The sequence below is a fragment of the Streptomyces arenae genome (assembly GCF_022343545.1).
Taxonomy (GTDB): Bacteria; Actinomycetota; Actinomycetes; order Streptomycetales; family Streptomycetaceae; genus Streptomyces; species Streptomyces humi.
In genome coordinates this window covers 1-11,846 of sequence record NZ_JAKQYH010000019.1, presented here as the reverse complement: position 1 = coordinate 11,846, position 11,846 = coordinate 1, and the positions used below count along the sequence as shown (strand labels likewise).

General features: G+C 72.9%; 15 protein-coding genes. 11 read left to right on the top strand and 4 right to left on the bottom strand.

Going from position 1 to position 11,846, the window contains the following annotated elements:
* Nucleotides 1-188: 188 nt before the first annotated feature.
* The 3 genes from MB828_RS11040 to MB828_RS11030 all read left to right on the top strand — a co-directional run bounded on the left by MB828_RS11040 (nt 189) and on the right by MB828_RS11030 (nt 3,427).
* Complete coding sequence (locus MB828_RS11040; protein ID WP_301647993.1) at nt 189-1,037, top strand: GNAT family N-acetyltransferase; 849 nt, start codon at nt 189-191, stop codon at nt 1,035-1,037.
* A gap of 47 nt (nt 1,038-1,084) precedes the next feature.
* On the top strand, nt 1,085-1,615 hold the full coding sequence (locus MB828_RS11035; RefSeq protein WP_133029249.1) for a GNAT family N-acetyltransferase: 531 nt from the start codon (nt 1,085-1,087) through the stop codon (nt 1,613-1,615).
* A 105-nt stretch (nt 1,616-1,720) separates the two neighbouring features.
* The gene (locus MB828_RS11030; protein WP_301647992.1) at nt 1,721-3,427 is read left to right on the top strand and encodes a proline--tRNA ligase; all 1,707 of its coding nucleotides are present in this window, start codon (nt 1,721-1,723) and stop codon (nt 3,425-3,427) included.
* Between the two features lie 98 nt (nt 3,428-3,525).
* Here MB828_RS11030 and MB828_RS11025 read toward each other — a convergent pair whose 3' ends face one another.
* Nucleotides 3,526-3,990: a hypothetical protein gene (locus MB828_RS11025; protein ID WP_301647991.1), complete on the bottom strand. Its 465-nt coding sequence runs from the start codon at nt 3,988-3,990 to the stop codon at nt 3,526-3,528.
* 21 nt (nt 3,991-4,011) lie between these two features.
* On the opposite strand from MB828_RS11025, the gene MB828_RS11020 reads away from it, so the two are divergent.
* From MB828_RS11020 to MB828_RS11005, 4 genes are read left to right on the top strand one after another with little or no spacing between them, the layout of a single operon-like run.
* Nucleotides 4,012-4,980, top strand: a complete 969-nt coding sequence (locus MB828_RS11020; RefSeq protein ID WP_301647990.1) for an FAD:protein FMN transferase — start codon at nt 4,012-4,014, stop codon at nt 4,978-4,980.
* Nucleotides 4,977-5,552 carry a ferric reductase-like transmembrane domain-containing protein gene (locus tag MB828_RS11015; protein ID WP_301647989.1) on the top strand — a complete coding sequence of 192 codons (576 nt, stop codon included), beginning with the start codon at nt 4,977-4,979 and terminating at the stop codon, nt 5,550-5,552. Before MB828_RS11020 ends, MB828_RS11015 begins: the two co-directional genes overlap by 4 nt.
* Nucleotides 5,552-6,769: an NADH-ubiquinone oxidoreductase-F iron-sulfur binding region domain-containing protein gene (locus MB828_RS11010; protein ID WP_301647988.1), complete on the top strand. Its 1,218-nt coding sequence runs from the start codon at nt 5,552-5,554 to the stop codon at nt 6,767-6,769. Before MB828_RS11015 ends, MB828_RS11010 begins: the two co-directional genes overlap by 1 nt.
* Nucleotide 6,770: 1 nt before the next feature.
* Nucleotides 6,771-6,971: a ferredoxin gene (locus MB828_RS11005; RefSeq protein WP_301647987.1), complete on the top strand. Its 201-nt coding sequence runs from the start codon at nt 6,771-6,773 to the stop codon at nt 6,969-6,971.
* Nucleotides 6,972-7,056: 85 nt separating this feature from the next.
* On the opposite strand, the gene MB828_RS11000 is transcribed toward MB828_RS11005, so the two are convergent.
* The 3 genes from MB828_RS11000 to MB828_RS10990 form a co-directional block, all read right to left on the bottom strand.
* Nucleotides 7,057-7,953 carry an aminoglycoside phosphotransferase family protein gene (locus MB828_RS11000; RefSeq protein ID WP_301647986.1) on the bottom strand — a complete coding sequence of 299 codons (897 nt, stop codon included), beginning with the start codon at nt 7,951-7,953 and terminating at the stop codon, nt 7,057-7,059.
* Between the two features lie 134 nt (nt 7,954-8,087).
* The gene (locus MB828_RS10995) at nt 8,088-8,576 is read right to left on the bottom strand and encodes a DUF4439 domain-containing protein (RefSeq protein ID WP_301647985.1); all 489 of its coding nucleotides are present in this window, start codon (nt 8,574-8,576) and stop codon (nt 8,088-8,090) included.
* A complete protein-coding gene (locus MB828_RS10990) occupies nt 8,573-9,151 on the bottom strand; it encodes a hypothetical protein (RefSeq protein ID WP_301647984.1) in 579 nt (192 codons plus the stop codon). The genes MB828_RS10995 and MB828_RS10990 overlap by 4 nt, the downstream gene beginning before the upstream one ends.
* Before the next feature lie 236 nt (nt 9,152-9,387).
* Between MB828_RS10990 and rimP the strand changes: the two genes are divergently transcribed.
* The 4 genes from rimP to MB828_RS10970 all read left to right on the top strand — a co-directional run.
* Nucleotides 9,388-9,900: a ribosome maturation factor RimP gene (rimP, locus tag MB828_RS10985; RefSeq protein WP_133029239.1), complete on the top strand. Its 513-nt coding sequence runs from the start codon at nt 9,388-9,390 to the stop codon at nt 9,898-9,900.
* Nucleotides 9,901-9,902: 2 nt separating this feature from the next.
* Nucleotides 9,903-10,889 (top strand): transcription termination factor NusA, encoded by a 987-nt coding sequence (gene nusA / locus MB828_RS10980; protein ID WP_133029238.1) that lies wholly within the window; start codon nt 9,903-9,905, stop codon nt 10,887-10,889.
* Nucleotides 10,890-11,056: 167 nt separating this feature from the next.
* Entirely contained in the window at nt 11,057-11,326 is a 270-nt protein-coding gene (locus MB828_RS10975; protein ID WP_071659563.1) for a YlxR family protein, read from the top strand.
* Between the two features lie 154 nt (nt 11,327-11,480).
* A partial coding sequence (locus MB828_RS10970; protein ID WP_301647983.1) for a translation initiation factor IF-2 N-terminal domain-containing protein occupies nt 11,481-11,846 on the top strand: 366 nt, incomplete at its 3' end.

The following is an 11,846-nucleotide window of genomic DNA, read 5'->3' as shown; positions in this document are numbered from 1 at the left end:
GCGACCAGCCACACACGACCGGCACCCGCCCACCTGTAGAACCCCCCGGGCTCGTAGGCGCTTGAACAAGGTCACCACGACTGACGGCACCAACCAGCCAAGGGCAACCCACACCGGGGCGGCACCGCTCAGCTTCCGCAGGTACAGTGCGGAGATCAAGCAGAACCCCTCAGCGTGAGGCCCCGCACGTGTTGACGCAGACCACCTCACGGGTGCTCGAACCGAGCGACCTGGACGCCGCGCTCGCGGTACTCGACCGCGAGCCGGTCGCGAACGCCTTCGTGACTTCCCGTGTCCAGGTGGCCGGCCTCGACCCCTGGCGCCTCGGCGGCGAGATGTGGGGCTGGTACGAGGACGGCATGCTCACGTCCCTCTGCTACGCGGGCGCCAACCTCGTCCCGATCTGCGCCACCCCGCGTGCGATCCGCTCCTTCGCCGACCGCGCCCGCAGGGCGGGCCGCCGCTGCTCCTCCATCGTCGGTCCCGCCGAGCCGACCGCCCAGCTGTGGCGCCTCCTGGAACCGCACTGGGGCCCGGCCCGCGACGTCCGCGCCCACCAGCCCCTGATGGTCACCGACCGCATGCCCGCCGGCACCGCCCCGGATCCGTACGTCCGCCGCATCCGCAAGGACGAGATGGAGGCGATCATGCCGGCCTGCGTGGCCATGTTCACCGAGGAGGTGGGCGTCTCCCCGCTCGCCGGTGACGGCGGCCTCCTCTACCAGGCGAGGGTCGCCGAACTGGTCGGCTCCGGCCGCTCGTTCGCCCGCCTCGACGAACACGGCAAGGTCGTCTTCAAGGCGGAGATCGGCGCGGCGACGGCCGAGGCCTGCCAGATCCAGGGCGTCTGGGTGGCCCCCGAGTACCGCGGCCAGGGCCTGGCGGCCCCCGCGATGGCAGCGGTGCTCCGCTACGCGCTCGCCGACGTGGCCCCGGTGGTCAGTCTCTACGTCAACGACTTCAACACGGCCGCGCGAAGGACCTACCTGCGGGTGGGCTTCCAGGAGGTCGGCGCGTTCATGAGCGTGCTGTTCTGACGGCTCCCCTCCGGCGGCTCTGCCGACCCCCCTGTACCCTCCCCCACATGACCCTCGTGATCGGCCCCCTGGACCTCCCCTCCCACGTAGACGAGGCCCTGGCAGTCCAGGCGGTCGCCTTCGGTCTCGGCCCCGACGAGGTGGCGGTCCGCCGCCAGATCGTCCTCCGCCACATGCAGTACCCCGGGGCACGGGCCCTCGGCGCGACGGCCGAAGGCCGGCTCGTCGGGTTCGTCTACGGCATGCCCAACTCCCGCGCACACTGGTGGTCCACCGTCGTGGAGCCCTACCTCCGCGCGCACGGCCACGCCGACTGGCTCGACGACTCCTTCGTGATCACCGAGCTCCATGTGCACCCGCACCACCAGAACCGCGGCGTCGGCCGCCGCCTGATCACGATGATCACCGACGGCGCCGCCGAACCCCGCTCGATCCTCTCCGCGATCGACACCGACAGCCCGGCCCGCGGCCTCTACCACTCCCTCGGCTACGTCGACCTCGCCCGCCAGGTCCACTTCCCCAGCGCCGCCAAGCCGTACGCCGTGATGGGCGCCCCCCTGCCGCTCCGTCGCCGTTAACGGATTTCCACCGGCACAGCAAGCCCGGCTAACCTCCTGCCATACACCTCCCTCGCTCTCGGGCCGCCCGAGCGGGGGACCCCCATCGGCAGGAGCACAGGAAACATGGCGAACGCACCGGTCCAACGCATGTCCCAGTTGTTGGCGAAGACGCTGCGTGACGACCCGGCCGACGCCGAGGTCCTCAGCCACAAGCTCCTCGTCCGCGCCGGCTACGTCCGCCGCACCGCCGCCGGCATCTGGTCGTGGCTGCCGCTCGGCCTGAAGGTGCTGTCCAACATCGAGCGGGTCGTCCGCGAGGAGATGGACGCGATCGGCGCCCAGGAGGTGCTGCTCCCGGCCCTCCTGCCCCGGGAGCCGTACGAGGCGACCGGCCGCTGGGACGAGTACGGCGCCGAGCTGTTCCGCCTCCAGGACCGCAAGGGCGGCGACTACCTGCTCGGCCCGACCCACGAGGAGATCTTCACCCTGCTGGTGAAGGACCAGGCGTCCTCCTACAAGGACCTGCCGGTCATCCTCTACCAGATCCAGAGCAAGTACCGGGACGAGGCCCGCCCGCGGGCCGGCATCCTGCGCGGCCGGGAGTTCCTGATGAAGGACTCCTACTCCTTCGACCTGGACGACGACGGCCTGGCCCGTTCCTACGCCCTGCACCGCCAGGCCTACCAGCGGATCTTCGAGCGCCTCGGCCTCGACTACCGCATCGTCGCCGCCACGGCCGGCGCCATGGGCGGCTCGAAGTCGGAGGAGTTCCTGGCCCCGGCCGAGGCCGGCGAGGACACCTTCGCCGACTGCCCGAACTGCGACTTCGCGGCGAACACCGAGGCGATCTCGTACTCGCTGAAGCCGGTCGACGCCACTGACGTGCCCGCGCTCGAGGAGATCCCGACCCCGGACACCCCGACCATCGAGACCCTCGCCGCCCACCTCGGCGTCCAGGCCTCCGAGACCCTGAAGAACCTCCTGGTGAAGGTCGACGGGGAGATCGTGGCCATCGGCGTCCCGGGGGACCGTGAGGTCGACATGGGCAAGGTCGAGGAGCACTTCGCCCCGGCCGCCGTCGAGCTGGTCACCGAGACCGACTTCGCCGGCCGTCCCGACCTGGTCCGCGGTTACGTGGGCCCGCAGGGGCTCGGTGAGAAGGTCAGGTACGTCGCCGACCCGCGGGTGGCCCCCGGCACCTCCTGGATCACCGGTGCCAACAAGCCGGGCACGCACGCGAAGAACGTCGTGGCGGACCGTGACTTCACCGTGGACGAGTACGTCGACGTCGTCGTCGTACTGGAAGGCGACCCCTGCCCGAAGTGCGGCACCGGCCTCAGGCTGGACCGTGCCATCGAGATCGGTCACATCTTCCAGCTCGGCCGCAAGTACGCCGACGCCCTCAAGCTCGACGTCCTCGGCCAGAACGGCAAGCCGGTCCGCGTCACCATGGGTTCCTACGGCATCGGCGTCTCCCGCGCGGTCGCCGCGCTCGCCGAGCAGACCGCCGACGAGCACGGCCTGGTGTGGTCCCGGGAGATCGCCCCGGCCGACGTGCACGTGGTCGCCGCCGGCAAGGCCCTCCAGACCGAACTCGCCCTGGACGTCTCCGAGCGGCTGCGGGAGGCCGGCCTGCGTGTCCTGGTCGACGACCGCGCCGGGGTCTCCCCGGGCGTGAAGTTCACCGACGCGGAGCTGATCGGCGTACCGCAGATCCTGGTCGCGGGCCGCCGCTCCGGTGAGGGTGTGCTGGAGCTGAAGGACCGCAAGACGGGCGAGCGCGAGGAGCTGACGGTGGACGAGGCGATCGCCCGCCTGACCGCCGTCTGACATGACTCGTCCCGCGAGGGCCGCCGGGGTGACCCACCGGCGGCCCTCGCGGCTTTTCAGGAACGTCTCAGACAGTTCTTCCGATCCCTAGGGCTGCCTCACAGGTTTCTCTCAGGGCGGTCCCCGAACGTGATGCGTGACAGAGAGTCACGTGGGAGGGGATCGGTCATGACCGGGAGAGCACAGCACAGTCCCCGAGGGGACCGGCCGGGGGACAGGGGCGCGGCCGCGGCGGTCCGCCGCGGCACCCGGCGCACGGCGGCGCTGGCGGCGGCGGTCACACTCGCCGCGGCGGCCGGGGTGTTCGCCCTGGTCGGCACCATGCAGTCGGACGCCGACACGACGGCGAGCGGCAACACGGGCACGACGTCCAGCAGCTCCGACTCCGGCTCCGGCACGGACAGTTCGTCCTCGTCGAGCGCCAAGTCGACCGATTCAGCGAGCGCTTCACCCTCGTCGTCGTCATCCTCGTCGTCGACCTCATCGTCGTCGTCATCGTCCTCATCGTCGTCCTCGGACCTCCAGTCCTCCTCCGGCGGCCTCACCTCCGGCAGCGGCTCCACCGACGCCACCTCGGGGGCGTCATGACCGTCCGCGCCCAGCGCCCCACGGCCGCCGCCGACTGGCGCGCTCTCGGCACCACCGTCCGCCTGGTCGTCACCGACCCGGCCCTGCTGGGCTCCTGCAACCTGCTCCTCGCCCGGCAGCTCGCCGAGGTGGACGCGGCCTGCAGCCGGTTCCGCACCGACTCCGAACTCGCCGCCCTGGACACCGCCGGCGGCCGCCCGGTCCGGGTCAGCCCGCTGCTCGCCGAGGCGCTCGCGGTAGCGCTGCGCGCCGCCGAGGCGACCGACGGCGCGGTGGACCCCACGATCGGCTCGGCGATGACCGCGATCGGCTACGACCGCGACTTCACCCTCGTCCGTGAGGACGACCGCCCGGTCTCGCTGCGGGTGCGGCGCGCCCCCGGCTGGCGCGCGGTCAGCCTCGACCGTGCGACCGGCACGGTCAGCGTCCCCGAGGGCGTCCGCCTCGACCTGGGCGCCACGGCCAAGGCCTGGGCCGCCGACCGGGCGGTGCGGATGCTGGCGGGAGCGGCCGGCTGCGGGGTGCTGGTGAGCCTCGGCGGTGACACCGCCGTCGCGGGCGAGGCCCCGGGGGGCGGCTGGCAGATCCGCGTCCAGGACGTCACCGGCGCGGTCGACGAGACGCCCGCCGAGGGGTCGTACGACACCGTCGGGCTGCGCTTTGGAGGCCTCGCCACCTCCGGTACCGCCGCCCGCCGCTGGCGGCGCGGCGGTCATCACCTCCACCACATCGTCGACCCGCGCACCGGACTGCCGGTCCGCTCCCCGTGGCGCACCGTCTCGGTGGCCGCCGCCGACTGCGCCGACGCCAACGCGGCGACCACGGCGGCCCTGGTCAAGGGCGCGGGCGCGGAACGCTGGCTGACCCGGCTCGGACTGCCGGCCCGCCTGGTCGCGCACGACGGCACGGTCGTCACCACCCCGGGCTGGCCCACCTCCGCCGTCGCACCGGAGGCCGCGGCATGACCTCGGAGACCCTCTGGTACGCCAACCGGGCCACCGGCGCCGTCTGCCTGGTCCTCTTCACCGTGGTCGTCCTGCTCGGCATCGCCGTCCGCCTCCGGACCCGCCTCCCCGGCCTGCCGCGCTTCGGCACGGTCTCCCTGCACCGCACGCTCTCCCTGTCGGCCACTGCATTCCTGTTCCTGCACATCGCGGTGGCGGTCGTCGACGGCTACGTGGACATCACGATGGCCGACGCCCTCGTCCCCTTCGTCTCCGACTACCAGCCGCTCTGGCTCGGCCTCGGCACCGTCGCCTTCGACCTGCTGCTCGCGGTCCTGGTCACCAGCCTCCTCCGCGACCGCCTCGGGCACCGTGCCTGGCGGACGGTGCACTGGCTGGCGTACGCCTCCTGGCCCCTCGCCCTGATCCACGGCATCGGCATCGGCACGGACGCCGGCACCGGCTGGATGACCTGGCTGACGGTGGCCTGCGTGGCGACGGTGATCACCGCCTTCGCCGTGCGCACCGCCCATGCCGTCCGCGCCTCCCGCCAGACCCCCGCAGCGCTTCTGCACACCGAAGGGGCCCACTGATGACCATGCTCTTCGCCGACGTCCACATGTCCCCGCGGCTGCTGGCCCCCGGCGGCACCCCGGCCGACCTCCCCACTCACGAACAGCGCTACGGCCCGGTCTCGTACGGCGATCCGGCCACGGTCCTGCGCACTCTCGCCGCGTCCGGCCTCACCGGCCGCGGCGGGGCCGGCTTCCCGGCCCACCGGAAGTTCGCCGCGGTCGCCGACGCGGCCCGCCGTACCGGGCGGGCACCGGTCGTCGTCGCCAACGGCGCGGAGAGCGAGCCGGCCAGTCTCAAGGACCGGACCCTGCTCCGCCTCTCACCCCATCTGGTCCTGGACGGGCTCCAGCTGGCGGCCGAGGCGATCGGTGCGGAGGAGGCGTACCTCGCCGTCGAGGACGGTGCCTCCTATCTGGAGTCGGCCCTCGCCCAGCGCCGCGACCCGCTCCGCGTGCAGGTCGTACGACTGCCCGCCGGCTTCCTCTCCGGCCAGGCCTCGGCCCTCGTCCAGTACCTCTCCGGCGGCCCGGCCCGCCCCACGCACCCGGTCCCGCCGGTCCGCGAACGCGGGGTGGGCCGGGCCCCCACCCTGGTCCAGAACGTCGAGACCCTGGCCCACCTCGCCCTGGTCGTCCGCTACGGCGCCGACTGGTTCCGCTCGGCCGGCACCCCCGCGGAACCGGGCAGCGCCCTGTGCACCCTGCACACGGCGAGCCGTGAAGTCCGGGTGGTGGAGGCCCCGTTCGGCATGCCGGTGGGCCGGCTCCTGCCCCTGGACGGCGCGTCCGCGGCGCTGGTCGGCGGCTACCACGGCACCTGGATCCCGGCCGCAGAGGCCGCCCGGGTCCCGCTCTCGCCGGCCTACCTGGGCGCCGGTGTGCTGGCCGCCCTCCCCGCCGACCGCTGCGGTGTGACCGAGACCGCCCGGATCCTGCGCTACCTGGCGCTCCAGTCGGCGGGCCGGTGCGGCCCCTGCCTCAACGGCCTGCCGCGCATCGCCGCGGCCTTCCAGACCCTGGCCGGACCCGGCCCGCAGGGCCACGCCCGTTCCGACATCTCCCGCTGGGCGGGCCTCGTCGAGGGCCGGGGCGCCTGCCACCACCCCGACGGCACGACCCGTCTGGTCCGCAGCGCGCTCACGACCTTCGCGACGGAACTCGACGCCCACGCGAACGGCCACTGCACCGCGACCGACCGCACCCCTCTCCTCCCCGTACCCACTGAGAAGGGCTGACATGGACCAGCACATAGCCATCGACTGGACGTCCTGCCGGGCCCACGGCCTGTGCGCGGAGCTGCTGCCCGAGCACATCACCTTGGACGAATGGGGCTACCCCTTGGTCGACGGCCGCCCCGTCCCACCGCGCACCCGCAAACGAGCCCGCAGAGCAGCGTCAGCCTGCCCGGTCCTGGCCCTGAAACTAGGGGAGGAGTGATTCCCTGGGGACGCGGGGCTGCATCTGATGTGCGGCTCCGCCGCGTGGGCGCGACCGGCCCCCACCGGGCCCGCACCCGAAACCGTCAAACCCACCCGGCGAACTCAAGCAACAGCTCCGCATCCCGCGGCCGCCCCACGCGAAGCGCCCGCACTCCCGACTCCACGGCCCGGAACAGCGTCCACCCCCGCAGCCGCTCCTGATCCACCTCCAGCGACTCCGCGAGCCGCTTGATCCGCCGCCGAGTGATCGACGCCCCCGACGGCGAGGCGATCAGATCCTCCACCCGGTCCCGCACGAGCCGCGCCAGATCGAACGCACACTCCCCGACCACCGGATCCGGCCCCACCGCCAGCCACGGCAACCGCTCCCCGGCCAGCACCTTGCTCTGCCGGAACGTGCCGTGCAGCAACCGCCGCTCCGGCTCGGCGGCCAGCAGCTCCTCCCGGGCGGCGAGCGCCCCCGCGACCAGCGGGGCCACGTCCGGGTCCCCGGCCGCCGCGGCCATCGCCGCCGCCTGCCGTCCCGTCCGCTCGGCCACGGTCTCGAACACGTGCCCGGACGGCGGTTCCACCCAGAGCCGCCGCAACGTCCCGGCGGCCTCCAGCAGCGCCTTCGCCTCCGCCAGCGACCGCACCGACACCTCCGGGTGCAGCCGCTCCAGCAACAGCACCCCCGCGGCCGCGTCGTCCTCCAGGAGCCGTACCGCCCCCAGCCCACCCCAGTGAGCGAGGGCCGCCGCCTCGCTCTCCGGCCGGGCCCGCCGCGGCGCGAGCTTGAGCACCGCCGGTGTCCCGTCCGCGCGCCGCACCAGCAGTACGAGACTGCTGCGGCCGCCCGGCACCTGCACCCGTTCCACGGTCAACTCGCGTTGCGTGACGGCCCGTTCCACCGCATCCGGCAGCTCTGCCAGCCACTCGTCACCGTCCGGCGCCGTCTCACCGAGCGCCTTCACCAAGCGCCGCGGCGGTTCGAAAGCCATACGCGAGTCATTCCTTTCCTCTGCCGGGAAGTGCCCCATCGGTGCCAATGAGAGCCAGCCAGTGCCAGCCAGTGCCAGCCAGTGCCGGCCAGTGCCGGCCGGTGCCAGGGAGCGCCGGGGGGCACCATGGAGCGTCAGGGAGTCGCCGAAGCCGTGGGCGAGGCCGAACCGCCGGCCTGCCCCAGCGGCGCGCCCCGCTCGGCGAGCCCAGGGAAGGCTACGCTCTCCCCGCGCCAGCGCACCGCCCGCACCGCGGCCTCCCGCAGCGCCCCGGCCGCCGAGCCGCGCCGGGTGCCCGAGGAGGCCCGGACCAGGTCGGAGTACACGTCGGCGACCCGGTCCTCCAGTTCCGCGGCGAGCCGTACGGCCGTCGCCGCATCGCTCACCGCGAACGGCAGCGCGTACGCGGCGCTCGCGGCCACCGGCTCACCGCCCAGGTCCCGCACCTCGCGGGCCAGCGCGTCCCGGCCGGACCGGTGCGCGTCGTAGGCGGCACGCGCCTCGGCCAGCCGCCGCGCGCCCACCCGGCCGCCGACGACACCGTAGCCGTACACCGCCGCGTGCTCGGCCGCCAGCGCCGCCTGGAGCGCCTTGAGCACGCCCGCCCTGGCCTCGTCGCTCACTTGTCACCCTTCGTCAGGAGGTACGCGTGCCCGGCCCCGGCCGCCGCCACCCCGGCCAGCAGCCGTGCCAGCTCGCCCGGCACGTCCAGGAGTGCCTTGGCCCGCTGATCGGCGAGGGTCCGTTCGGCGGTGGCCAGCACGGCGAGCGCGGCCTGCGCGTCGGCCGGTACCGCGGGGGAGGCCGCGGCGGACGGCGACGCCGACGAACCGGCTGCCGGGAGCGAAGCCGAAGCCGAAGCCGTTGCCGTTGGGGATGTCGATGTCGGCGATGCCGTTGCCGGATCGGAACCTTCCTCGAATGCCGCCGCGTGTGCCGCCACCTCCGCGCGCAGCGGCCGCAACCGCTCCGCGAGCGCCGGATGGACGGCGAGCACGGCGTCGTACCGCGCGAGCAGCGCCCTGCTGTCCCGGGCCGCACGCGCGCGTGCCCGCATGGAGACCGACGGGGTGCCGGCGGTACCGGCGGAGTCGGAGCCGGTGGAGCAGCCGGCCAGCGCGGCCGCCGCGGCCGCTGAAACGATCAGGCTCCTTCTGCGTACTCCCGAGCGGGTACGCGGCGACGGGGGCAACGGCACGGCTGACGTCCTCGGGGGGCTCGTACGAACACACGGGCGGGCGGGCACCCCGCGGTGATCACGTTACCCGCGCATCCGGTCAACCGGCGTCACCGGCTCGTCACCCTCGCGCGCAAGCGGTCAGGGGGTGCGGCCGGCCGCCCGGGGCAGGACGCAACACACCTCACGACCCGATACGCTTTGACCAGACACGCGACCCATCCCACAACAGCACACGCGGCCGAGGAGTCACCCGGATGAGCACCACCCAGAGCGAGAGGCTGCGAGAGCTCCTGGAACCGCTCGTCACCTCCCAGGGACTGGATCTCGAAGAGATCGCCGTGGACTCCGTCGGACGCAAGCGGGTGCTGCGCGTCGTCGTCGACTCGGACACCGGGGCCGACCTGGACCAGATCGCCGATGTGAGCCGTGAGCTCTCGGCGAAGCTCGACGACAGCGACGCGATGGGCGAGGGGGAGTACACCCTCGAGGTCGGTACCCCCGGCGCGGAGCGCCTCCTCAAGGAGCACCGCCACTACGTGCGGGCCGTGGACCGGCTGGTGAGGTTCCAGCTCGCCGAGGGCGGGGAACTGGTCGCCAGGATCCTGGGCGTCGACGACGAGGGCATCGACCTCGAGGTGCCCGGCGTCAAGGGCCGCAAGGCCACCGCGCGCAGACTCGCCTTCGCCGACATCGACAAGGCGCGCGTGCAGGTCGAGTTCAACCGCAAGGACAAGAACGAGAAGAACGAGAAGGAAGAGGAGGCGTAGCCGTGGACATCGACATGAGCGCCCTGCGGGGCTTGGTTCGGGAGAAGGAGATCTCCTTCGACCTGCTGGTCGAGGCGATCGAGTCGGCCCTCCTCATCGCCTACCACCGCACCGAGGGAAGCCGCCGACACGCGCGCGTGAAGCTCGACCGGGAGACCGGGCATGTGACCGTGTGGGCGAAGGAGGATCCCGAGGACCTGGAGGAGGGGCAGGAGCCGCGCGAGTTCGACGACACCCCGTCGGACTTCGGGCGGATCGCCGCCACCACCGCCAAGCAGGTGATCCTGCAGCGGCTGCGCGACGCCGAGGACGACGCGACGCTCGGCGAGTACGCCGGCCGTGAGGGCGACATCGTGACCGGTGTCGTGCAGCAGGGCCGCGACCCGAAGAACGTGCTGGTCGACATCGGCAAGCTGGAGGCCATCCTGCCGGTGCAGGAGCAGGTGCCCGGCGAGAGCTACGCGCACGGGCTGCGGCTGCGGTCGTACGTCGTACGGGTGGCGAAGGGCGTCCGCGGCCCCTCGGTGACCCTCTCCCGTACCCACCCGAACCTGGTGAAGAAGCTCTTCGCGCTCGAGGTGCCGGAGATCGCCGACGGGTCCGTCGAGATCGCCGCCATCGCCCGGGAGGCCGGTCACCGGACGAAGATCGCGGTCCGTTCCACCCGTTCGGGCCTGAACGCCAAGGGCGCCTGCATCGGCCCCATGGGCGGCCGGGTCCGCAACGTGATGGGCGAGCTGAACGGCGAGAAGATCGACATCGTCGACTGGTCGGACGACCCGGCCGAGATGGTGGCGAACGCGCTGTCCCCGGCCCGGGTCTCGAAGGTCGAGGTCGTGGACCTGGCGTCCCGGTCCGCCCGGGTGACCGTTCCGGACTACCAGCTGTCGCTGGCGATCGGCAAAGAGGGGCAGAACGCCCGTCTCGCCGCCCGTCTCACCGGCTGGCGCATCGACATCCGCCCGGATGTCGAACAGGTGACCGAGTAGAGCACCGCCCGAGCCCCGGACGGATCACGGGGTACGGCTCCCGTCCCGTCCGGGGTTCACCCGGACGGGGGGAATAGTTCCAAGCCGCAGGTGGCTTGGATTACGACAATGGCCGTTCGATCTTTGCCCCGAAGGGGTGAGGTCGGTACGGGGAGGTAGACTTAGCAGTGTCTGGCCGGACGCGTGCCCGCGCATGCCCTGAGCGCACCTGTGTGGGGTGCAGGCAGCGAGCGGCCAAGACCGAACTGCTGCGGATCGTGGCGGTCGAGGACGAATGCGTCCCCGATCCTCGCGGTACGCTGCCCGGCCGGGGTGCATATGTACACCCCGTCCAGGTCTGTCTGGACCAGGCGGTGCGCCGCCGGGCACTCCCGCGGGCGCTGCGCGTCCCGGGTCCGCTGGACGTAAAGGCGTTGCGCCGGTACGTCGAGCAGTAACACCGTAAGAAGCGTCGTACGGAACGTCCGTGCGGCTCTGGTACCCCGCGAGTTGGAAGTAGGTCGAGATTGCGATGAGCACTCGATGAGCACGCGATGAGTACGCCCATGAAGTAGCGACGGTCCGGACGCACCCGGACCTAAAAGGAGCGAAGTGGCTAAGGTCCGGGTATACGAACTCGCCAAGGAGTTCGGGGTTGAGAGCAAGGTCGTCATGGCCAAGCTCCAGGAACTCGGTGAATTCGTCCGTTCGGCGTCCTCGACGATCGAGGCGCCCGTTGTACGCAAGCTGACCGACGCCCTCCAGGGCGGCGGCAGCGGTAAGCCCGCCCCGCGCAAGGCGGCCCCCAAGCCCGGCGCGCCCTCTCCGGCGCAGTCGGCCCGTCCGGGTGCCCCGAAGCCGGGTGCCCCGCGTCCGGCTGCCCCGCAGCCCCCGGCCGCACCCGCGGCCCCGGCGGCTCCCGCGGCTCCGGCTCCGGTCACCCCCGCGCCGGCCGCCTCCGGCCCGCGTCCCGTCCCG

Coding starts and splice junctions, on each gene's coding strand:
- MB828_RS11035 (WP_133029249.1), top strand. CDS start 1,085: ATGACCCTCGTGATCGGCCCCCTGGACCTCCCCTCCCACGTAGACGAG.
- MB828_RS11030 (WP_301647992.1), top strand. CDS start 1,721: ATGGCGAACGCACCGGTCCAACGCATGTCCCAGTTGTTGGCGAAGACG.
- MB828_RS11020 (WP_301647990.1), top strand. CDS start 4,012: ATGACCGTCCGCGCCCAGCGCCCCACGGCCGCCGCCGACTGGCGCGCT.
- MB828_RS11015 (WP_301647989.1), top strand. CDS start 4,977: ATGACCTCGGAGACCCTCTGGTACGCCAACCGGGCCACCGGCGCCGTC.
- MB828_RS11010 (WP_301647988.1), top strand. CDS start 5,552: ATGACCATGCTCTTCGCCGACGTCCACATGTCCCCGCGGCTGCTGGCC.
- MB828_RS11005 (WP_301647987.1), top strand. CDS start 6,771: ATGGACCAGCACATAGCCATCGACTGGACGTCCTGCCGGGCCCACGGC.
- MB828_RS11000 (WP_301647986.1), bottom strand. CDS start 7,953: ATGGCTTTCGAACCGCCGCGGCGCTTGGTGAAGGCGCTCGGTGAGACG.
- rimP (WP_133029239.1), top strand. CDS start 9,388: ATGAGCACCACCCAGAGCGAGAGGCTGCGAGAGCTCCTGGAACCGCTC.